Origin of the sequence: Streptomyces sp. NPDC020917 (assembly GCF_044333795.1) — a bacterium.
GTDB lineage: Bacteria > Actinomycetota > Actinomycetes > Streptomycetales > Streptomycetaceae > Actinacidiphila.
On the sequence record NZ_JBIRRR010000019.1, the window covers coordinates 149,456 to 170,491 of the forward strand.

Here is a 21,036-nt window from a genome sequence, read left to right on the forward strand (position 1 = left end):
TCGTGCGGCGTCTCCGGCCCTCCGCCGTCCGGCGGCCGGGAACGGAAACCACTCCACCGTATGTCGCAGTCCCTCGCACAGCGTGATCTTGGGACTCCATCCGAGGTGCTCGCGGGCGCGGTCGATGACCGGGCACCGGCGGGTCGGGTCGTCCACGGGGAGCGGCAGCCGGCGGATCCCGGAATCCGTTCCGGTCACCTCGATGACCAGGTGGGCGAGCTCGTCCACGGTCCGCTCGTCCGGGTTGCCGAAGTTGACCGGGCCGGGCTCGTCGGAGTCGAGCATGGCGACGAGACCGCGGACCAGGTCGTCGACGTAGCAGAAGCTGCGGGTCTGGCTGCCGTCGCCGTACACCGTCAGCGGCTCGTTCCCCAGGGCCTGCCGGATGAAGCTGGACACCACCCGGCCGTCGTACGGGCGCATCCGCGGGCCGTACGTGTTGAAGATGCGGACGATCCCGGTGTCGGTGCCCTCGCTGCGGCGGTAGGCCGTGGTGAGCGCCTCGGCGAAGCGCTTGGCCTCGTCGTACACGCTGCGCGGCCCGACGGGGTTCACATGGCCCCAGTCGTCCTCCGGCTGCGGGTGCACCAGCGGGTCCCCGTACACCTCGCTGGTGGAGGCCAGCAGGAAGCGCGCCTGGTAGCGGCCGGCGAGGCGCAGCGCGTTCTCGGTGCCGCGGCTGCCGGCGGCCAGGGTGTGCAGCGGCCGGCTGTGGTAGTCCGGCGGCGAGGCCGGGCTGGCCAGGTGCGCCACCGCGTCGACCGGGCCCGGCACCCGCAGGCTCTCGCTGATGTCGCCCGCGATGAAGCGGAAGCGCGGCTCGTCCCTCAGGCGCCCGAGGTTGCCGGGGCCGCTGGTGGACAGGTCGTCCACGCACCACACCTCGTCGCCGCGGGCGACGAGCGCGTCGCACAGGTGGGATCCCAGGAATCCGGCTCCGCCGGTGACCACCACACGCATGGCTACTCCCCGGGCTGGGGGCGGCCCGGCGCGTGCAGGGACCACCCGGCTTCGCGCCACCGGTCGGCGTCCAGCGCGTGGCGGGCGTCGACGACGGTGGGACGGCGGACCAGCGGGGCCAGCGCTGCCGGGTCGATCGCCCGGTACTACGGCCAGGCCGTCAGATGCAGCACCACGTCGGCGTCCTCGCACGCCTTGGGGACGTCCAGGGTGTACTGCAGCCCGGGCGCCACGCTGCGGGCGTTGTCCAGCGCCTCGGGGTCGTGCACCCGCACGTGCGCGCCGCGGCGCTGGATCGCCTCGGCGACGGCCAGCGCGGGGGAGTCCCGCACGTCGTCGCTGTCCGGTTTGAACGCCGCGCCCAGCACCGCCACGTTGGCGTCGTCGAACGAGCCGCCGACCAGCCGGCCGGCCAGTTCCACGGTCCGCGTGCGCTGCCGGGTGTTGATCTCGTCGACCTCCTCCAGGAAGGCCACGGCCCCGCCCACCCCGAGCTCCTCGGCGCGCGCCACGAAGCCCCGGATGTCCTTGGGGAAGCAGCTGCCGCCGAAGCCCAGGCCCGGCTGGAGGAACCGCGGGCCGATGCGGGAGTCCGCGCCGACCGCCTGGGCCAGCGTCAGCACGTCCGCGCCCGCTGCGTCGCAGACCTCGGCCATCGCGTTGATGAAGGAGATCTTGGTCGCCAGGAAGGAGTTCGACGCGACCTTGACGAGTTCCGCGGTGCTCGGGTCGGTGCGGAAGAACGGGACGCCGACGCGCAGCATCGGCGCGTACAGCTCGCGCAGGACCTGCTCGTCGTGCTCCGACGTCACGCCCACCACGATCCGCTCGGGCGCGGCGGAGTCCTGCACCGCGAAGCCCTCGCGCAGGAACTCGGGGTTCCAGGCGAGCCCGGCCTCCGGTGCCGTCCTGTGCAGCCGTTCGGCCAGCCGGGCCGCGGTGCCCACCGGCACCGTGGACTTGCCGACGATCAGGTCGCCCGGCCCCAGGTGCGGCGCCAGGGCGTCGACCACCACCTCCACGCTGCGTACGTCGGCCGACTTCGAACCCGGCTGCTGCGGGGTGCCCACGCAGACGAAGTGCACCGGGGCGGACCGGGCGGCCGACGCCACATCGGTGGTGAACCGCAGCCGCCCGGAGGCCACCGTGCGCTGCAGGAGTTCCTGCAGCCCCGGTTCGTAGACCGGCGGGGTGCCGCTGCTCAGCGCGGCGATCCGCTCCTCGTCGATGTCGGCGCCGAGGACCTCGTGCCCGAGGTCCGCCATCGTCGCCGCGTGCACGACTCCGACGTATCCGGTGCCGATGACCGTCATCCTCATGGCAGCCTCCCAAGGGTTGCTGTTCGGGGGCGGCGCGCAGGTTCCGGTGCGCCGCCGGTTCGCGGGTCGGGCGGCCGGGTCATGGCCGGTCCGCGTAGCCCGCAGGATTGAGCCGGGTGAAGCGCCATGCGTCCTGGCACATGGCCGCCACGTCCCGGGTGGCCCGCCAGCCCCACGCGCGCGTCGCCGCGGTCGGGTCCGCGACCAGTGCGCTGACGTCGCCGGGGCGGCGGGGCACGATCCGGTAGGGGATCGGGCGGCCGGAGGCCCGCCGGAACGCGGCGAGCAGTTCCAGCACCGAAGTGCCCGAGCCGAGGCCCAGGTTGAAGACCCGCATCCCGGTGCGGTCGGCGAGGTGCTCCAGCGCCAGCCGGTGCGCCTCGGCGACGTCCATGACGTGGATGTAGTCGCGGATCCCGGTGCCGTCGACGGTGGGGTAGTCGCCGCCGAACACGTCCAGCCGGTCCAGCCGGCCGGCCGCCACCTGCGCCATGTACGGCATCACGTTGCCGGGCGCGCCGCGCGGCACCTCGCCCAGCAGGCCGCTGGGGTGCGCGCCGGCCGGGTTGAAGTACCGCAGGGACATCACCGCCCAGCCGTCGTGGCGGCGGCAGACGTCCGCCAGGATCTGCTCGCAGGTCCACTTCGACGCGGCGTAGGGGTTGGTGGGCCGCGCCGGGTCGGCCTCGGTCAGCGGTATCCGGTCCGCCTCGCCGTAGATGGAGCACGACGAGGAGAACACCAGCCGGTGGACGCCGTGCTCCTGCATCACCGACAGCAGGGTCATCGTGCCGCCGACGTTGACGTCGTAGTACTCGACGGGTGTGCGCACGGACTCGGAGATCTCCTTCTTGCCCGCGAAGTGCACGACCACGTCGATCGGGTGGCGGTCGAACACGGCGTTGAGCGCGTGCCGGTCGCGCAGGTCGATCCGGTAGACGGCGCCGAGGCAGCGGCCGGCGACCTTCTCGGTGCGGGCGAACACCTGGGGCGAGCTGTTGGAGTGGTCGTCGACGACGATCACCTCGAAGCCGTGTTCCAGCAGTTCCACGCAGGTGTGGCTGCCGATGAACCCGGCGCCGCCGGTCACCAGCGCGGTGGACAGGGTGCGAGGCATCTGGCGGACCTCCTCGGGGTCGGCGCGGTGCCGCGTCACCAGGTGGTGACGGCGGTCACGTACGTCGGGTAGATGGCGATGGCGAGGGCCAGCGGGAGCAGGGGGACGGCGGACATGAACAGGGGGCGGCTGGCGGTGGCGAACGCGGACTTCAGCGGCGTGCCGGCCGCGCGGGAGGCCTCCCGCACGTGCAGCACGGCCACCGACACGCTGACCACCGAGTACGCCAGGCCGCCGAGGATGCACAGGAACACGTAGCCCACGGACGGCCCGGTCAGCTCGCCGATGATGGCGGCGGCGGACAGCCCCGTCGCGATGACCACGAACGGCAGCACCAGGCGCTTCGACAGCAGTTCGAGTCCGCTGCGGTCCTTGGGCGTCACCTTGAAGTAGATCGGCCGGCGGAAGGTCTCCTGGATGACGGCCCCCAGCACCCCCCAGGCCACGAACGGCCAGCGGGCCATGGCGAACAGCCACAACTCCCAGCTCCAGACCGGCGCGGAAGAGGGCCGCAGCAGCTTCCGGTGCCGCAGCAGGAGCAGCAGGATCACCAGCCAGATCGACATGGCCCAGAAGTGGCCCAGGAAGGCGAGGTAGTTGACGCTCACCCACACCTGCCCGGTGATCGCGGCGGCTGCCGGAAGGGCGATCGCGGCGAGCGCGCCGGCGGCGAGCAGCGGGTAGTACAGCAGCACGATCGTGAAGCGCAGCCGCAACCGGAAACGCAGCCGGTGCATGTGGCGCGGGATCATGCCGAACATCATCGCGACCAGGCTCCGGGACCACTGGTACTCCTGGGTGACCATGTCGTCGAAGGTCATCGGGCCCAGCCCGTGCGCCTCGGCGTCGATCGCGAACGCCCCTTGCCAGCCCGCGGAGTTGAACAGGAAGGTGGTGGTGAAGTCCTCGGCGAGGTCGGGTCCCAGGCCCCCGATGTCGCGCAGCGCGCGGGTGCGCACGCCGTAGTGCGAGCCGATGCACACCGGGGCGAGCCGGTTGGCGTGGCCGAGCTGGAACGGGCCGTGGAACGGCGCCTCGCGGTGCATCCGGCCGCGGGCCGACCACGAGGTGGCGGCGTTGGCGTCGCACATGCTCGGCGCGGCGACGTAGCCGATGGCCGGGTCGGAGAACGGGCGGACGACCTCCCGCAGATACCCCGCGTGCGGCTGGTGGTCGCAGTCCAGCTGGACCACCACGTCGTAGAGCCGGTACCCCCAGTGGTCGTAGAAGTAGGCGAGGTTGCCCTCCTTGCACTTGGTGCGCCGCGGCCACGTCGTGCGGTTGTAGGCCGCGATGCCCTTGCGGCTGGACACCCGCACCCCGTTGCGGGCGCACCACGAGCGGATGTCCTCGCGCGGATCCTCGTCGCACAGCCACACGTCGTAGGAGTAGGGGAAGTCCTGCGCGAGCATCGCCTCCAGCGTCCTGCGGGCCATGGCCCACGGCTCCGAGGGCGCGCGCGTCACCGCGATCGCCAGCCGCAGCCGGGGGATCGGCAGCGAGGACGAGACGCGGGGGAGCCGGGAGACGGCTATCAGGAAGTAACTCGCCTGGCAGGTCAGGTAGAACAGCAGCGCGCTGGTCAGCACCAGTCCCATCCAGCTGACCCGGTGCGCGGGGTTGAGCCACCACTGCCAGAAGTACGCGAAGAAGGCGCCCCAGCCCACCGCCAGCACGGAGATCCACGCCTTGTCACGGTGCGAGAGCGTCGGGACGAAGGTTCCGGGGGCGGCCTTGAGCCTGCGCGGCGGCCGGCCGAAGAGCGGGCCGTGCCGGGTGATCCTGGCGACGTTGCCGTCGGAGATCATGGCCATCCACTGCTCCAGGCCCATGTCCTCCGGTTCGCCGACCAGGGTGTCCGTGCTCCCGTCGTCCGGTGGTTCTGGGGGCGGGCTCCGGTGCGACATGACGCTGCTCCTGGTCGGGTGCCAGGACGTGTACGCGGTCGGTGTGCGTCCTATCCTGACGCGTGAAATTTACGATGTATATGTACATATTGCGACGATTTGTCCGTACAGTCAAAGGGCGGGACCGCGGGCGGTGCGGTCCCCCTCCCCGAAGGGGCGGAGATGGCGCGACGCAAGCGGGACGAGGCGGCCGGCGCGGGCCGCCGCGCCGCCGACCACGGGCGCTACGGCCGGCTGAGCCGGGAGCGCGTGCTGTCCACCGCCCTGGAGCTGGTCGACCGGGAGGGGCTGTCCGCGCTGAGCATGCGCCGCCTCGGATCCGAGCTGGGCGTGGAGGCGATGGCCCTGTACCGGTACGCCGCGGGCAAGGACGCGCTGCTGGACGGCCTGGTCGAGGCGCTCTACCTCGAACTGCGCGAACAGCTCGACGAGGGTGCCGGGGACGGCGCGGATCCGGCGGCGCGGGGCGCCGCCGAGGAGCCCGGATGGCGCAGCGAGCTGCACCGGATCGCGCGGGCGACCTACGGGGTGGCCATGGCGCACCCCGAAGTGGTGCCGCTACTGGCCACCCGCATGCTGGCGGTGCCGCTGGCCCGCCGGGCACCGGCCGTGCTGAGCGCGCAGGAGGACATCCTGCGGCTGCTGGCGGCGGCCGGCCTGGACGAGGACGCGGCCGCCGCCGCGTACCGGGCGGTCAGCGCCTGGCTGCTCGGCTACGTCTTCGCCGACCTGCAGGCGATGGTGGACAACCCCGAGGAACCCGAGGCGGCCTTCCGGCTGGGCCTGTACCGGATGCCCGTCCACGACTTCCCCGAACTGCGCGCGATCACCCCGGCGCTGGCCGAGCGCGGCGGCCCGCAGGGCCTGACCGCCGGCCTGGACGCCGTCCTCGACCAGTGGGTGCCGGGCCCGTCCAGGGGCTGAGGCCGGGGTTCGACGGACGTCCCGGGGCGGGCCTTCGGCGCCGAGGGGTCAGCGGACCTCCAGCTTCCAGATCTGCGGCGCGAGCTTGTTGCACGTCCACTGCTGCACGTTGGCGCCCGGGGCGCCCGACCCGCCGGCCACGTCCAGGCACAGGCCGCTGCCGGTGTTGCGGAACGTCCAGTAGCCGTCGCCCTGGTTCAGGGCCTGCCAGCGCTGCGCCGCCGAGCCGTCGCAGCCCTCCTGGTCGACGTTGGCGCCGGGCGCGGTGCCCGCGCCCGCCACCGCCACGCACAGGCCGGAGTTCTGCCCGGTCAGGGTGAAGTCGCCGGAAGCCGTCCGGGTGAAGCGGAAGTTCTGCGGGCCGAGCCCGTTGCACGTCCACTGCTGGATGTTGCCGCCCACCGCGCGGGAATCGGCCGACACGTCCAGGCAGTTGCCGCTGATGACGTTGATCAGCCGGTAGGTGCTGCCGGAGGCCAGACCCGCCCCCGAGGAGTCCTGGGTGCCCTGCGAGGAGCCGGTGGCGTAGAACGGCCGGCACTGCGTGCCGACGTAGTCGGTCGCGATCTCCAGCAGCTTCGTGCCGTCGGTGCTGGGCAGCAGCGAGGAGCTGTAGTTGGGGCAGTAGCTGGCGTCGGGGGAGGGCACCGCGACCGGCGCGTCGATGGGGAACCAGTTGCCGCCCCCGTTCTCGGTGTTGACCAGGACGGTGCGCCCGCTCGTCGTCGCCAGTGCGCCGTTCGCCTCGCGGAACTGCTGCCCGACGAGCACCAGCCGGCCCGCCGCGGTGCCGTTCGCCAGCCAGGCGACGACGGGCGTGTGCGTGAAGTACTGCCCGGTCTCGGTGGTGATCATCGGGCCGACGTCGGTCGGCGGGCCCCAGTCGGCGCCGTCGGAGGACGTGCGGTAGTGCACGGCGCAGTCGTACTGGTTGCCGGTGCCGCACACCTCGTAGGTCATGTAGGAGCTGCCGTCGGTCCGTTGGACGACCGTGGCCATGCCCGGCCGCAGCGCCTGGGCGGTCGGGGCGACGGTCGGGAAGGCCGGGCCCCAGGCGCGCCCGTCGGAGGAGAACCGCTCCTGCAGGGACTGGCTGTGCGCTGCCGGATCGGTCTCGTCGGAGTAGTGGCAGACCAGGTCGCCCTCGCTGTCCACCGACAGCTCCGGCTCCCACAGCCCGCCGGTGTTGGACGCGGTGGCGCAGGGCGGCAGTTGCGACCAGGAGGAACCGTGGTCCTGGCTCTGCCAGACGTCGAGGGACATCCGGCGGTCGGCCGGGCTCTGGCCGACCGAGGCGGCCCACAGCAGCGTGCCGGCCGGCATGGCGCCGATCTGCCGGGGCAGCTCGAACAGGGTCGAGCAGCACAGCCCGTTGACGGTCGCGGGGTCGTGGATGCCGCCGACCTCCTGGAAGGTCGCGCCGTCGTCGGTGCTCCGGTAGATGACGCCGACGCCGCCGGCCGCGTCGAAGTCCACGACGCTGGCGACCAGTTGGCCGTTGGCCGCGCCGGAGTGGGCCAGCCGCACCACGCGCGGGTACAGGCCCGTGCCTTTGCGCAGGGCGGCGCCGGTGGCGTCCGGATGCACGGTGGCCGACGATGCCGCCGCCGGTGGTGGCGTCCGGCCGCTGGCCGGCCCCGCCGCGGCGAGACCGCCGAGGGACATCAGGACGAGGGCTGCCAGCGCGGCGAGCAGCCGGTGGAGGGATGTGGGGGTACGCATACGGAAGCCTTCCGCGTGGGGGAACGGCGAAGCGGTCTGCGCAGTGGGCGGGGCGCTGTTGCATCGTTGCAAAGGGCGCTGCGTCAGGCATGACAGCACACCGCGGTCGCCCTGTCCATATCCCCCGTGCCAGGCGTGAGCCCGGTGGGGCGGGCGGCCGCCCCCTCCGGCCGACCGCACCTGCGCCGCCGGGTGCTCCCCGCGGCCCGGGTGGCCTGGGCGATCGGGTGACTTGACCGCGAGGCTCCCCGGCCCCCGCCGCGGCGGGCGCCATGCTCGGTGGCTGTCCGAGCACAGCGACCCGACGGCGAGGGCCGGGAGGAGCCAGGTGAAGATCCTTCTTGTGGCGACGGCGTTCAACAGCCTGACCCAGCGCGTGTTCACCGCGCTGCGCGACCGCGGGCACAGCGTCGGCGTCGAGCTGGCCCTCGGCGACCGGCAGTTGCGCGACGCGGTGCGGCGCGACCCGCCGGACCTCGTCATCGCGCCGATGCTCAAGTCCGCCGTCCCGCAGGACATCTGGTCCACCGTCACCTGCCTGATCGTGCACCCCGGTCCGCTCGGCGACCGCGGTCCCTCCTCCCTCGACTGGGCGGTGGACGAGGGGGCCAGACGCTGGGGCGTCACCGTGCTCCAGGCGGAGGCCGAGATGGACGCGGGCCCCGTCTGGGCGTGTGTGCCCTGCCCGCTGGCCGCCCGCGGCAAGAGCGACCTGTACCGCAACGAGATCGCGGACGCCGCGCTGGAGGCGGTGCTGACGGCGGTCACCCGGTTCGCCTCCGGCGACCACCGGCCCCGCTCCCAGGACGACCCCGAACTGCGGTCCGTCGTCCGCACCCGGCCGCCGATGCGGCAGGCCGACCGGCGGATCCGCTGGGACCGCGACCCGACCGACCGCGTCCTGCGGGCACTGCGCGCCGCCGACTCCCAACCCGGCGTCCTGGACGAGCTGCTGGGCGGCGAGTGGTTCCTGCAGGGCGGCCACCGCGCGCACGGCATGGGCGGCGACCCCGGCGAGGTGCTGGCCACCCGCGCGGGCGCGATCTGCCGGGCGACCGTCGACGGCGCCGTGTGGATCCCGCAACTGCGCCCGCGCCGCACCCCGGGCGGCCCGCGGACCTTCTCGCTGCCCGCGGCCACCGCGCTCGGCGACCGGCTGGCCGGCGTGCCGGAGGTCCCCGCGCCGCTGCTCCAGGCGCACGGCCGCCGCGAGTGGAGCGACATCCGCTACCACGAGGTCGGCGCGACGGGCATCCTGTCGTTCTCCTTCCCCGGCGGGGCGATGTCCACCGGCCACTGCCGCCGCCTGCTGGCGGCCTACCGCGCGGCGTGCGCCCGCCCCACCTCGGTGCTGGTGCTCGGCGGCGAGCGGGACTTCTTCTCCAACGGCATCCATCTGAACGTCATCGAGGCCGCACCGGACCCCGGCGAGGAGTCGTGGGCGAACATCAACGCCATCGACGACCTGGTGGAGGCGGTGCTCACCACCACCGACAAGCTGGTGGTCGCCGCGCTGGGCGGCAACGCCGCGGCCGGCGGCGTGATGCTCGCACTGGCCGCCGACGAGGTGTGGTGCAGGGCCGGCGCCGTGCTCAACCCGCACTACCGGCTGATGGGCCTGTACGGCTCGGAGTTCTGGACGTACTCGCTGCCGCGCCGGGTCGGCGACTCCGTCGCCACCGCGCTCACCGAGCAGTCACTCCCGGTGAGTGCCGAGCGTGCGGAGCGGCTCGGACTGGTGGACCGGGTGCTGCCCACGCCCGCGGACGGCTTCGCCCTGCAGACGGTGGAGCTGGCGACGCGCTGGGCGTCCACCGCCGGCGTGCAGGCGCGGATCGCCGAGAAGAAGGGCGCCCGGGAGAAGGCCGAGCAGGCCAAACCCCTCGCGGCCTACCGGGACGAGGAGTTGGCGCGGATGCACGCCATCTTCTTCGACCCGGACCACCCCTACCACGCGCTGCGCCGGGCGTTCGTGCACAAGGAGGTGCCGGCGGCGACCCCGGACCACCTCAGGGCGCTCGCCGGCGCGCGGGGCTGACCGCGGAGCCGTCCGCCGCGGGCCGCCTGGGCAGCACCCGACATCACGGAACGTGACGGGACAGCCCGAGTGGCGGTGTGCCCCTCACCCCGATGGTCGCCTTCGACCGCATCCGGCGGCGCGGCGCACGGTACGCAGGGAGGAGACGCCGTTTTCTGGCGTATGTCGACCACAGCACCCAGGAGGCATCGATGGCTGGTGCGAACTCGGCCACGCAGTCCCGCGCCGCCGGCGGCCCGGATGCCGCGGCCGACGACCAGGACCCGATCCACATCCTCTGGATCAACGCAGGTCTCAGCTGCGACGGCGACTCGGTGTCGCTGACCGCGGCGACCCTGCCGAGCATCGAGGAGATCGCCCTGCAGGGCCTGCCCGGCCTGCCGAAGATCGCGGTGCACTGGCCGCTGATCGACTTCGAGTGCGGCCCCGTGCAGGGCGCCGACGCGTTCATCGAGTGGTTCTTCAAGGCCGAGCGCGGCGAGATCGACCCCTTCGTACTGGTGGTGGAGGGCTCGATCCCCAACGAGGCGATCAAGGCTGAGGGCTACTGGTGCGGTTTCGGCGACAACCCCGAGACCGGCCAGCCGATCACCACCAGCGAGTGGATCGACCGGCTCGCCCCGAAGGCCCTGGCCGTCGTCGCCATCGGCACCTGCGCCACCTACGGCGGCATCCACGCCATGGAGGGCAACCCCACCGGCGCGATGGGCGTGCCCGACTACCTCGGCTGGGACTGGAAGTCCTCGGCGGGCATCCCCATCGTGTGCGTGCCCGGCTGCCCGATCCAGCCCGACAACTTCGCCGAGACCCTGACCTACCTGCTGTACCAGGCGGCGGGCTCGGCGCCGATGATCCCGCTCGACGACAAGCTCCGGCCCACCTGGCTGTTCGGCGCCACCGTGCACGAGGGCTGCGACCGGGCCGGCTACTACGAGCAGGGCGACTTCGCCACCACCTACGACTCGCCCAAGTGCCTGGTGAAGCTGGGCTGCTGGGGCCCGGTGGTGAAGTGCAACGTGCCCAAGCGCGGCTGGATGGACGGCATCGGCGGCTGCCCCAACGTCGGCGGCATCTGCATCGCGTGCACCATGCCCGGCTTCCCCGACAAGTTCATGCCGTTCATGGACGAGCCGCCCGGCGCGAAGGTCTCCAGCACCGCGAGCGGCCTGTACGGAACGGTCATCCGCAGGCTGCGCGGCATCACCGCGAGGACGGTCGACGAGGAGCCCAAGTGGCGCCACACCGGCCGCGAACTGACCACCGGTTACAGCAAGCCCTGGTGACACCCCCACTCCCGTACACATGACGAAGGGCACGGCACTGACGATGGCACCCACCCCCACGGCCGCGGCGGACGGCAGCGGCCTGATGGAGATGTCCTGGGACCCGATCACCCGGATCGTGGGCAGCCTCGGCATCCACACCAAGATCGACTTCAAGCAGAAGCGGGTCGCCGAGTGCTACAGCACCTCGTCGGTGTTCCGCGGCTACAGCGTCTTCATGCGGGGCAAGGACCCGCGCGACGCGCACTTCATCACCAGCCGCATCTGCGGGATCTGCGGGGACAACCACGCCACCTGCTCGGTGTACGCGCAGAACATGGCGTACGGCGTGAAGCCGCCGCACCTGGGCGAGTGGCTGATCAACCTCGGCGAGTCCGCTGAGTACATGTTCGACCACAACATCTTCCAGGAGAACCTGGTCGGGGTCGACTACTGCGAGAAGATGGTCCGCGAGACCAACCCCGGCGTGCTGGAGCAGGCCGAGCGCACCGAGGCCCCGCACGCCGCCGAGCACGGCTACCGCACCATCGCCGACATCATGCGGTCCCTCAACCCGCTGGAGGGCGAGTTCTACCGCGAGGCGCTCCAGGTGAGCCGCTACACGCGGGAGATGTTCTGCCTGATGGAAGGGCGCCATGTGCACCCGTCCACGCTGTACGCCGGCGGCGTCGGCACGGTCGCCTCGGTGCAGCTGCTCACCGACTACCTGACGCGGCTGATGCGGTACGTGGAGTTCATGAAGCGCGTGGTGCCGCTGCACGACGACCTGTTCGACTTCTTCTACCAGGCGCTGCCCGGCTACGAGGAGGTCGGCCGCCGGCGGGTGCTGCTGGGCTGCTGGGGCGCGCTCAACGACCCCGAGCACTGCGACTTCACCTACCGCAACATGACCGACTGGGGACGGAAGATGTTCGTCACCCCGGGCGTCATCGTGGACGGGAAGCTGGTCACCAACGACCTCACGCAGATCAACCTCGGCATCCGCATCCTGCTCGGCAGCTCGTACTACCAGGACTGGGAGGGGCAGGAGCAGTTCGTCACCCACGACCCGCTCGGCAACCCGGTCGACCCGCGCCACCCCTGGAACCAGCACACCATCCCGGCGCCGCAGAAGCGGGACTTCGACGACAAGTACAGCTGGGTGATGTCGCCGCGCTGGTTCGACGGCAAGGACCACCTCGCGCTGGACACCGGTGGCGGCCCGATCGCCCGGCTGTGGTCCACCGCGCTGTCCGGGCTGGTCGACATCGGCTACGTCAAGGCCACTGGCCACAGCGTGGTGATCAACCTGCCGAAGTCGCTGACCAAGCCGGAGACCACCTTCGAGTGGAAGATCCCGCAGTGGAGCAACGCGCTGGAGCGCAACCGCGCCCGCACGTACTTCCAGGCGTACTCGGCCGCCTGCGCCCTGCACTTCACCGAGCAGGCGCTCGCCGAGGTGCGCGCCGGCCGCACCCAGACCTGGGAGAAGTTCGAGGTGCCGGACGAGAGCATCGGCTGCGGCTTCACCGAGGCGGTGCGCGGCGTGCTCTCCCACCACATGGTCATCCGCGACGGCAAGATCGCCAACTACCACCCGTACCCGCCCACTCCGTGGAACGCCAGCGTCCGCGACACCTACGGCACGCCCGGCCCCTACGAGGACGCGGTGCAGAACACCCCGATCTTCGAGGAGAACTCCCCGGAGAACTTCAAGGGCATCGACATCATGCGCGCGGTGCGCAGCTTCGACCCGTGCCTGCCGTGCGGGGTGCACATGTACGTCGGCGGCGGGAAGACCGTGGAGAAGATGCACGTGCCGACCGGCCTGAGCGGCCTGGCCTGATGGCGGCACAGGACGCGCGCCCGGCCCGGCCCGCGGAGGCCACCGCGCGCCGGGTCGAGGAGATCCTCGAACGCCTCGCCGCACACGGCGACCCCGCGGTGGCCCGCACCGCGGAGGACCTCGTCAGTGCCCTGATGGAGTTCTACGGCAGCGGGCTGGCCCGGGTGGTCGCGCTGCTGTCCGGCCGCAGCGGCACGCCGCTGGAGGCCCTGCTGGACGACGAGCTGGCCGCCGGGCTGCTGGTGCTGCACGACCTGCACCCCGACGACCTGGCCGGGCGCGTGCAGCGTGCGCTGCGCGCCGCCGACGCCGCGTCGGCCGAAGTGACGGCGCTGGACGCCGAGTCCGGGCGCTTGCGGCTGCGCGAGGAGGGCGCCGGCGGCTGCGGATGCGGCGCCGGCGCGGCACGCGGGCGGATCGAGGACGCCCTGGCCTGCTTCGCACCGGAGGTCGTGTCCGTCGAGTTCGAGGAGCCCGGGACGGGCGCCCGCGAACCGGTCCTGCTGCAGATCGGCACCCGCCCGCCCGGGACGCGGCCGGCGGACGCCCGGTGAACCCGACCGGCGCCGCGCCCGGCCTGCGCAGGTTCCTCACCCCCCGCACCGACGCCGGAACCGAGTACTGCGAGCTGTGCTCCCTGGAACTCGGCCCCGACCACCGCCATCTCGTCGACGTCGAGCAGCGGTCGCTGGCCTGCGCCTGCCAGGCGTGCGCCGTGCTGTTCGACCGGCCGGGCGCCGGCGGCGGCCGGTTCCGCACCGTGCCGGACCGCTACCTCACCGACCCGGCGTGGCAGGCCGACCCGGTGCGCTGGCAGGCCCTGCAGATCCCCGTCGACATGGCGTTCTTCTTCCGCAACTCCGCGCTGGAACGGCTGGTCGCGCTCTACCCGAGCCCGGCGGGAGCCACCGAGAGCGAGATCCAGCAGGACGCCTGGGACGCGGTGTTCGGCGACTCGCCGCTGGCCCACGAACTGCAGCCCGACGTCGAGGCGTTGCTGGTGCGCCGCACCGAACGCGGCGACACCTGCCACCTGGTGCCGGTGGACGCCGCCTACCAGCTCGTGGGCCGGCTGCGGATGCACTGGCAGGGCTTCGACGGCGGCGCCCTGGTGCACCGCGAAGTCGCCGCGTTCTTCGACGACCTGAACCGCAGGGCGCAGGCGGTCACGGTGACCGCCGGTGAGGGAGGCAACGTTACGTGACCAGCTTCGACTTCGCGTGCACCGGCGTGCGGGCCGACCCCTACGCGGCCGGCCCCACGCTGGTGTTCCGGCTGCGGATCACCGCGCCCGGCGACCAGCCCGTGCACGCCATGGCGCTGCGCTGCCAGATCCGCATCGAACCGGCGCTGCGCCGCTACGGCGACGGGGAGGCCGGCCGGCTCGGCGACCTGTTCGGCGTCCGGTCGCGGTGGGGGAGCACCCTCAACCCGCTGCAGTTCGCCCAGGTCTCCCTGGTCTGCCCCGGGTTCACCGGCGAGACCGAGGTCGACGTGCCGGTGCCCTGCACCTACGACATGGACATCGCCGCGACCAAGTACTTCGAGGCCCTGGAGGAGGGCGCGGCACCGCTGCTGATGCTCTTCTCCGGGATCGCGTTCCGCGGCCCCGGCGGCTTCCAGGTGGAGCCGATCCCCTGGGACAAGGAGGCCCCCGTGCGGCTGCCGGTCGCCGTCTGGCGGGAGATGATGGACCAGCACTTCCCCGGCTGCGGCTGGCTCCGGCTGCCCCGCGACACCATGGAGGCGCTCCGGGAGTTCCGCTCCCGGCACGCGCTGCCGTCCTGGCAGCACACCATGGAGGCGCTGCTCGGCGCCGCAGAGGGCGGTACCGCCCTCCCGGCCGCCCAGACCGCGGTGGAGGTGGTGGCGCCGTGAACCCCGTCGCCCCGCCCGCCCCCGCGCCCTGCTTCGACACCGCCCGCGCGGTCGCCGACGTCGTGCTCTTCGAGGGGTACGTGCTCTACCCCTACCGCGCCTCCGCCGCGAAGAACCGGATGCGCTGGCAGTTCGGCGTGCTCGTGCCCCCTGCCTGGGGCGATCGCAACGGCGAGCACAGCGCCATGCGCACCGAGATCCTGATGGAGCCGCGCGGCGACGCGACCCTGCACGCCGAGGTGCGGTTCCTGCGGGCCCAGCGGCGGACCGTCGAACGCGCCCTGCCCGACGGCGGATTCGAGCCGACCGGGTCGCTGGAGCTGCCCGACCGGGTGCTCGTCCCCTGGGACGAGGGGGTGGTGGAGACCACCGAACTCACCTGCGCCGTCGCCGATCTGCAGGCCGCGGTGGACGGCGGCCTGGCGCTGCCGTTCCGCCGGCCCGCGGGCCAGGACACCGAGGACGTGCGGGACGCCGGCGGCACACTGATCGGCCGGATGGTGCGCCGCCGCGAGCAGGTCGACGGGGTCCTGCGGCTGTCCGCCGCCGAACTGCCCGGCCCCTACCGGGCGTTGCGGCTGACGGCGGTGGTGGAGAACACCGGCGGCTGGCAGCCGGCCGACGGCGGTGCCGCCGACCGCGAGGCGGCGCTGCCGCACGCCCTGGTCTCCGCGCACCTGATGCTGGGGCTGAGCGCGGGCGCCTTCCTGTCCATGACCGATCCGCCGGAATGGGCGCGGGCCGCCGCCGTGGAGTGCCGCAACGAGCAGACCTGGCCCGTGCTGGCTGGCGCCGCGGCCCGCGACGACGTGGCGCTCTCGCTGCCGATCGTCCTGGAGGACCACCCGGACATCGCCCCCGAGAGCCCCGGCGCCCTCTACGACGCCACCGAGATCGACGAGATCCTCGCCCTGCGCACGGCCGCCCTCACCGACCAGGAGAAGCGGGAGGCGCGCGGCACCGACGAGCGCGCCGGCGCCGTCATCGACCTGGCCGACTCGATGCCGCCCGAGGTGCTGGAGCGCCTGCACGGCGCGGTCCGCTCGCTGCGCGAGGTCACCGGCCCGCCGGTCCTCACCACCCCGGACCCGGAAGCCGACCTGGAGGAACTGCTCCGGCCGGACACCCCGTGGTGGGACCCGGCCGCCGACCGCAGCGTCGACCCGGAGCGCGACCGCGTGCCCGTCGACGGCGTCCTGGTCGGCGCCGGCAGCCGCGTCCGGCTGCGCCCGGGCAAGCGCCGCACCGACGCGCAGGACATCTTCCTGCACGGCCGCACCGCCCTCGTCGAGGCGGTCCTGCACGACGTCGACGGCGGGGTGCACCTCGCCGTCACCGTGGACGGCGATCCGGGCGCCGAACTGCGCCGGGCCCAGGGCCGGTTCCTGTACTTCCAGCCCGACGAACTGACCCCGGTGGAGGACGGCGCGTGAACGGCGGCAGCGGAAGCGAAGCCGGCCGCGGCGACGGCGGCGCGCACGGCCCCGGCGGGAACGGCCGTGCGGGAGGCGGCAGTTCGGGATCTCCGCGGCGGGTGCTCGTCGCGGGCCTGGGCAACATCTTCGCCGGCGACGACGGATTCGGCGTCGAGGCCGTGCAACGGCTCGCCCGCCGGCCGCTGCCGCCCGGCGTGGAGACCGCCGACATCGGGGTGCGCGGCGTCCACCTGGCGTACCAGCTGCTCGACGGCTACGAGACCGTGGTGCTGCTCGACGCCACCGCGCGCGGCGGCGCCCCCGGCACCGTCTACCGCATCGACGGCGCGCAGGCCGACCGCCCCGAGGGCGACGTGCTCATCGACGGCCACCGGATGACGCCCGACGCGGTCCTCGCGCTGCTGGACACCCTCAGCGCGGGCACCGGCGGCACCCGCCCCGGGCGCATCACGGTGATCGGCTGCGAGCCCGCCGTCCTGGCGGACGGCATCGGCCTCAGCCCGGCCGTCGCCGCCGCGGTGGACCCGGCCGTGGACGCCGTCCTCGGCCTGCTCCGCGAGGAGCCGGGCGCAGCGGACCTGGCCCCCGCGGGGGCGGACGAGGCGAGGAGGTGATCGTAGTGAAGTACGTGCTCGGTGCCGTCCTGGGCGGACTCGCCGCCGTCGTGGCGACGTCCCTGCCCGACGTCAGGCGCTACCTGAAGATGCGCGCGATGTGACCCGCGGGGCCGCACCGCTGCCGCCGAACGGGCGACGGCGGGAGCGGCCCCGCGGCGTGGCGGGCCGCCTGCCCCACCGGCGGCCCCTGTACTGGACTCGGCCGCGGGACAGCCCTCCGGCGGCCGCGTCAGGGAGTGACCATGCACGAGATGTCCATCGCGCTGGCCGTCGTCGGCCAGGTCGAGGACGCCGCACGCTCCCACGGCCACACCGCCGTCGAGTCGGTGGCGCTGCGGGTCGGGGAGCTGGCCGGAGTGGTGCCCGACGCCCTGCGGTTCTGCTTCGAACTCGCCTGTGAGAACACCGTGCTGGCGGGAGCCACGCTCCTCACCCAGCAGGTGCCGGGACGCGCTTCCTGCGCCCCGTGCGGATCGGACTGGGACACCGGACTGCCCCCGCAGCTGTGCTGCCCGTGCTGCGGGGGTGCCGCAGGCGGCCTGCTGTCCGGCAGGGAACTGGAGATCGCCGAGGTGCGCTGGGCCGACGCCGGTGCCGCCACGGCCTGTCAGGAGGTGTGACGACCATGTGCCGTGCCGCGGACCTGCAGACGGCGGTGCTCGCCAAGAACGACGAGGGGGCCAGGGACCTGCGGGCGCGGATGGCGGCGCGCGGCACGGTCCTGGTCAACCTGATGTCCAGCCCCGGAAGCGGCAAGACCGCGCTGCTGGAGGCCGAGTTGGGGCTGGCGCGCGAGCGCGGCCTGGCGGTGGCCGCGCTGACCGCGGACCTCGCCACCGAGAACGACGCCCGGCGGCTGGCCCGTTCGGGCGTGCCGGTGCGGCAGGTGCTCACCGACGGGCTGTGCCACCTGGAGACCGACATGCTCGGCCGGCACCTCGACGGGTGGCCGGAGCAGGACGTCCGGCTGCTGTTCGTGGAGAACGTCGGCAACCTGGTGTGCCCGGCGTCCTACGACCTCGGCGAGTCGCTGCGGGTGGTGCTGGCCTCCGTCACCGAGGGCGAGGACAAGCCGCTGAAGTACCCCACCGCCTTCGGGCTCGCGCAGCTGGTGGTCGTCACCAAGAACGACATCGCCGAGGCCGTGGAGTTCGACCGCGAGGCGTTCCTCGGCCACGTCCGGCAGGTCAACCCCGGGGTGGAGGTGGTGTTCACCTCCGCGCGCAGCGGCGAGGGGGCCGGGGCGCTGCTCGACCGGGCGCTGGCGGTCGCCGACGGCGCGGCCCCGCACCGGCCGGTGATGGCCACCTCCGCCGTCGCCCTCGTCGAGGACGGGCACGCGCATGCGCACGCCTTCGGCCTCGGGCACGGCCACCCGCACGCCCACGCCCACGCGCATGACGGTCCGCACGCCCCCGACGACGTTCCTGCCGACGCCCCCGCCGACGTGCAGGACGGCGCGCACGGCGGCGCGCCCGCCGCGGCCCGCTGAGACGGCTGCTCCCCGATGACCGCGGAACCCGCCGCGCCCGCAGCACCCGCACCCGCACCCGACGGCTTCGCCTCCGCATCCGCCTCCGCCGGATCCGCGCCCGCGCCCGTCCCCGTGACGCGCCGCAGGGTCACCGTGCGCGGGGTCGTCCAGGGGGTCGGGTTCCGGCCGTATGTGTACGCGCTGGCCGGCGAACTGGGCCTCGGCGGGCAGGTGACCAACACCGGGGAGGGCGTGGTCGCCGAGGTCGAGGGCCCGGCGGAGGCGACCGCGGCCTTCTGCGAGCGGATCGCGGGTGAGGCGCCGCCGCTGGCCGTGGTGCAGTCCGTCGACCACGCGGCGGTCCCGCCGCAGGGCGACACCGCGTTCCGCATCGTGCCGTCCCGGCAGGACGGGCCGCGCCGCACGCTGATCGCACCGGACACCGCGACGTGCGACGCGTGCCTGGCCGAACTGCGCGACCCGGCGGACCGCCGGCACCGGCACCCGTTCATCACCTGCACCCACTGCGGACCGCGGTTCACCATCGTCACCGCGCTGCCCTACGACCGCGCGCACACCACCATGGCCGCGTTCCCGATGTGCCCGCGCTGCGAGCGGGAGTACACCGACCCCGCGGACCGCCGCTTCCACGCCCAGCCGGTCGCCTGCCACGACTGCGGGCCGCGGTTGCGGCTGGTGCTCGGGCGGCCGGCGGACCCGAGGGGCCCGGCCGAGGACCGCGGCGGCGAACCGGTCGCCCGCGCACGGCAGTTGCTGGCCGAGGGCGCGATCCTCGCGGTCAAGGGGCTGGGCGGCTACCACCTGGCCTGCGACGCCGGGAACGAGGACGCGGTGCGCACGCTGCGGCGCCGCAAGGCCCGCGGCGACAAGCCGTTCGCCGTGATGGCCGCCGGCCCCGCCGACGTCGAGCCGCTGGTGCGCCTCGACGCCGCGGAACGCGCGCTGCTCAACGGGATCCGCCGGCCCATCGTGCTGCTGCGCCGCCGGGCCGGCACCGGGGGAGCGGACGGCGCCGGGACCGGAGCCGGCCTGCTCGCCCCCTCGGTGGCTCCCGGCAGCGCCGACCTCGGCGTCATGCTGCCCTACACGCCGCTGCACCACCTGCTGCTCGGGCTGCCGGGCGATCCGCCGGGCCCGAGGCTGCTGGTGATGACCAGCGGCAACCTGGGCGGCGAACCCATCGTCACCCGCGACGACGAGGCGCTGGAGCGGCTCGCGCCGCTCGTCGACGGCTGGCTCACCCACGACCGCCCGATCCACGTCCCGTGCGACGACTCGGTGGTACGGGTCGTCGACGGCCAGGAGCTGCCCGTCCGGCGCTCCCGCGGCCACACGCCGTTCCCGGTGCCGCTGCCCGTCCCGGTGCTCCCGTCGCTCGCGGTCGGCGGCGACCTGAAGAACACCTTCTGCCTCGGCGAGGGGCGCCAGGCGTGGCTGTCCGCGCACGTCGGCGACATGGACGACCTGGCCACGCTCACCGCGTTCGAGCACGCGGAGCGGCACCTGGAGGACATCACCGGCGTCAGGCCGCAGGTCGTGGCCGCCGACCGCCATCCCGGATACCGCTCGGGCCGGCTCGCCGAGCGCCGGCACGGGCCGCGCCTGCGGCGGGTGCAGCACCACCACGCGCACGTCGCCGCGGTGATGGCGGACAACGGCCACGACGGCCGCGCCCCCGTCATCGGGATCGCCTTCGACGGCACCGGCGCGGGCGACGACGGCGCCGTCTGGGGCGGCGAGGTGCTGGTCGCCAACTACGACGGCTACCGGCGCGCCGCCCATCTTCGGTACACGCCGCTGCCGGGCGGCGACGCCGCCGTCCGGCACCCGTACCGGATGGCGCTTGCCCACCTGCGTGCCGCGGGCTTGTCCTGGGATCCGGCGCTGCCCTGCACCGCCGCGTGCCCCGAGGTGGAACGAGCCGTGCTGCAAAGGCAGTTGGACCGCGGACTGCACTGCGTGCCGACGTCCAGCATGGGCCGCCTGTTCGACGCGGTGTCCTCGCTGATCGGCCTGTGCCAGCACGCCACCTACGAGGCGCAGGCCGCGATCGAACTGGAGGCGGCCGCAGCGTCGTTCGACGGAGGGCACCCCGAACGCCCCGGCTACGCCTTCGCGTTCACCCAGGCCGCCGAGGGCGCGGGCGGCCCCGAACCGCTGCTGCTGGACCCGGCGCCGGTGCTGGCGGCCGTCGTCGCCGACCTTGCCGCGGGCCTCGGCACGGACCGCATCGCCGCCGCCTTCCACGCGGCCGTCGCCGGTGCGGTGCGGGCGGTGTGCGGGCAACTGCGCGAACAAACCGGCATCGGCTGCGTCGCGCTGAGCGGCGGGGTGTTCGCCAACGCCCTGCTGTCCTCGGCCTGTTGCCGCGGGCTGCGCGAGGACGGCTTCACGGTGCTGCGCCACCGCCTGGTGCCGCCCAACGACGGCGGGCTCGCCCTCGGCCAGCTCGTCGTGGCGGCGCGGGCTCCGCACCCCGCCGACCGGACCCTTCAACCGCAAGCCTAGAGCGAGG

16 protein-coding genes and 2 pseudogenes are annotated in these 21,036 nt (G+C 73.7%); 13 read left to right on the forward strand and 5 right to left on the reverse strand.

Annotated features, from left to right (window positions below; translation table 11 throughout):
- Positions 1-45: 45 nt before the first annotated feature.
- The 4 genes and pseudogenes from ACH4TG_RS31745 to ACH4TG_RS31760 form a co-directional block, all read right to left on the reverse strand.
- Positions 46-960 (reverse strand): annotated as a pseudogene (locus tag ACH4TG_RS31745) (UDP-glucuronic acid decarboxylase family protein); the annotation flags it as partial.
- 2 nt (positions 961-962) lie between these two features.
- Positions 963-2,279, reverse strand: a pseudogene (locus tag ACH4TG_RS31750) (UDP-glucose dehydrogenase family protein).
- Positions 2,280-2,358: 79 nt separating this feature from the next.
- A complete protein-coding gene (galE, locus tag ACH4TG_RS31755) occupies positions 2,359-3,396 on the reverse strand; it encodes a UDP-glucose 4-epimerase GalE (RefSeq protein WP_398246054.1) in 1,038 nt (345 codons plus the stop codon).
- A 35-nt stretch (positions 3,397-3,431) separates the two neighbouring features.
- The gene (locus ACH4TG_RS31760; protein WP_398246055.1) at positions 3,432-5,303 is read right to left on the reverse strand and encodes a glycosyltransferase family 2 protein; all 1,872 of its coding nucleotides are present in this window, start codon (positions 5,301-5,303) and stop codon (positions 3,432-3,434) included.
- A gap of 162 nt (positions 5,304-5,465) precedes the next feature.
- Here ACH4TG_RS31760 and ACH4TG_RS31765 point away from each other — a divergent pair, with 162 nt between their 5' ends.
- A complete protein-coding gene (locus ACH4TG_RS31765) occupies positions 5,466-6,227 on the forward strand; it encodes a TetR/AcrR family transcriptional regulator (protein ID WP_398246056.1) in 762 nt (253 codons plus the stop codon).
- A 48-nt stretch (positions 6,228-6,275) separates the two neighbouring features.
- Here ACH4TG_RS31765 and ACH4TG_RS31770 read toward each other — a convergent pair whose 3' ends face one another.
- Positions 6,276-7,949 (reverse strand): RICIN domain-containing protein, encoded by a 1,674-nt coding sequence (locus tag ACH4TG_RS31770; protein WP_398246057.1) that lies wholly within the window; start codon positions 7,947-7,949, stop codon positions 6,276-6,278.
- Between the two features lie 328 nt (positions 7,950-8,277).
- Between ACH4TG_RS31770 and ACH4TG_RS31775 the strand changes: the two genes are divergently transcribed.
- The 12 genes from ACH4TG_RS31775 (at position 8,278) to hypF (ending at position 21,029) form a co-directional block, all read left to right on the forward strand.
- Positions 8,278-9,987 carry a hydrogenase maturation protein gene (locus ACH4TG_RS31775; RefSeq protein WP_398246058.1) on the forward strand — a complete coding sequence of 570 codons (1,710 nt, stop codon included), beginning with the start codon at positions 8,278-8,280 and terminating at the stop codon, positions 9,985-9,987.
- A 191-nt stretch (positions 9,988-10,178) separates the two neighbouring features.
- Positions 10,179-11,270 carry a hydrogenase expression protein HypE gene (locus ACH4TG_RS31780; protein WP_398246059.1) on the forward strand — a complete coding sequence of 364 codons (1,092 nt, stop codon included), beginning with the start codon at positions 10,179-10,181 and terminating at the stop codon, positions 11,268-11,270.
- 43 nt (positions 11,271-11,313) lie between these two features.
- A complete protein-coding gene (locus ACH4TG_RS31785; RefSeq protein ID WP_398246093.1) occupies positions 11,314-13,095 on the forward strand; it encodes a nickel-dependent hydrogenase large subunit in 1,782 nt (593 codons plus the stop codon).
- Positions 13,095-13,649 (forward strand): hypothetical protein, encoded by a 555-nt coding sequence (locus ACH4TG_RS31790; RefSeq protein WP_398246060.1) that lies wholly within the window; start codon positions 13,095-13,097, stop codon positions 13,647-13,649. Before ACH4TG_RS31785 ends, ACH4TG_RS31790 begins: the two co-directional genes overlap by 1 nt.
- The gene (locus ACH4TG_RS31795; RefSeq protein ID WP_398246061.1) at positions 13,646-14,299 is read left to right on the forward strand and encodes a DUF5947 family protein; all 654 of its coding nucleotides are present in this window, start codon (positions 13,646-13,648) and stop codon (positions 14,297-14,299) included. Before ACH4TG_RS31790 ends, ACH4TG_RS31795 begins: the two co-directional genes overlap by 4 nt.
- Positions 14,296-14,973 carry a DUF6084 family protein gene (locus ACH4TG_RS31800; protein WP_398246062.1) on the forward strand — a complete coding sequence of 226 codons (678 nt, stop codon included), beginning with the start codon at positions 14,296-14,298 and terminating at the stop codon, positions 14,971-14,973. Before ACH4TG_RS31795 ends, ACH4TG_RS31800 begins: the two co-directional genes overlap by 4 nt.
- On the forward strand, positions 14,970-16,406 hold the full coding sequence (locus tag ACH4TG_RS31805; protein ID WP_398246063.1) for a hypothetical protein: 1,437 nt from the start codon (positions 14,970-14,972) through the stop codon (positions 16,404-16,406). The genes ACH4TG_RS31800 and ACH4TG_RS31805 overlap by 4 nt, the downstream gene beginning before the upstream one ends.
- The gene (locus tag ACH4TG_RS31810; protein WP_398246064.1) at positions 16,403-17,023 is read left to right on the forward strand and encodes a hydrogenase maturation protease; all 621 of its coding nucleotides are present in this window, start codon (positions 16,403-16,405) and stop codon (positions 17,021-17,023) included. The genes ACH4TG_RS31805 and ACH4TG_RS31810 overlap by 4 nt, the downstream gene beginning before the upstream one ends.
- Positions 17,020-17,127 (forward strand): DUF6893 family small protein, encoded by a 108-nt coding sequence (locus tag ACH4TG_RS31815; protein ID WP_398246065.1) that lies wholly within the window; start codon positions 17,020-17,022, stop codon positions 17,125-17,127. The genes ACH4TG_RS31810 and ACH4TG_RS31815 overlap by 4 nt, the downstream gene beginning before the upstream one ends.
- A 141-nt stretch (positions 17,128-17,268) precedes the next feature.
- Complete coding sequence (locus tag ACH4TG_RS31820; protein WP_398246066.1) at positions 17,269-17,646, forward strand: hydrogenase maturation nickel metallochaperone HypA; 378 nt, start codon at positions 17,269-17,271, stop codon at positions 17,644-17,646.
- A 5-nt stretch (positions 17,647-17,651) separates the two neighbouring features.
- Positions 17,652-18,518, forward strand: a complete 867-nt coding sequence (hypB, locus tag ACH4TG_RS31825) for a hydrogenase nickel incorporation protein HypB (RefSeq protein ID WP_398246094.1) — start codon at positions 17,652-17,654, stop codon at positions 18,516-18,518.
- A 15-nt stretch (positions 18,519-18,533) separates the two neighbouring features.
- Positions 18,534-21,029 carry a carbamoyltransferase HypF gene (gene hypF, locus ACH4TG_RS31830; protein WP_398246067.1) on the forward strand — a complete coding sequence of 832 codons (2,496 nt, stop codon included), beginning with the start codon at positions 18,534-18,536 and terminating at the stop codon, positions 21,027-21,029.
- Positions 21,030-21,036 lie beyond the last annotated feature (7 nt).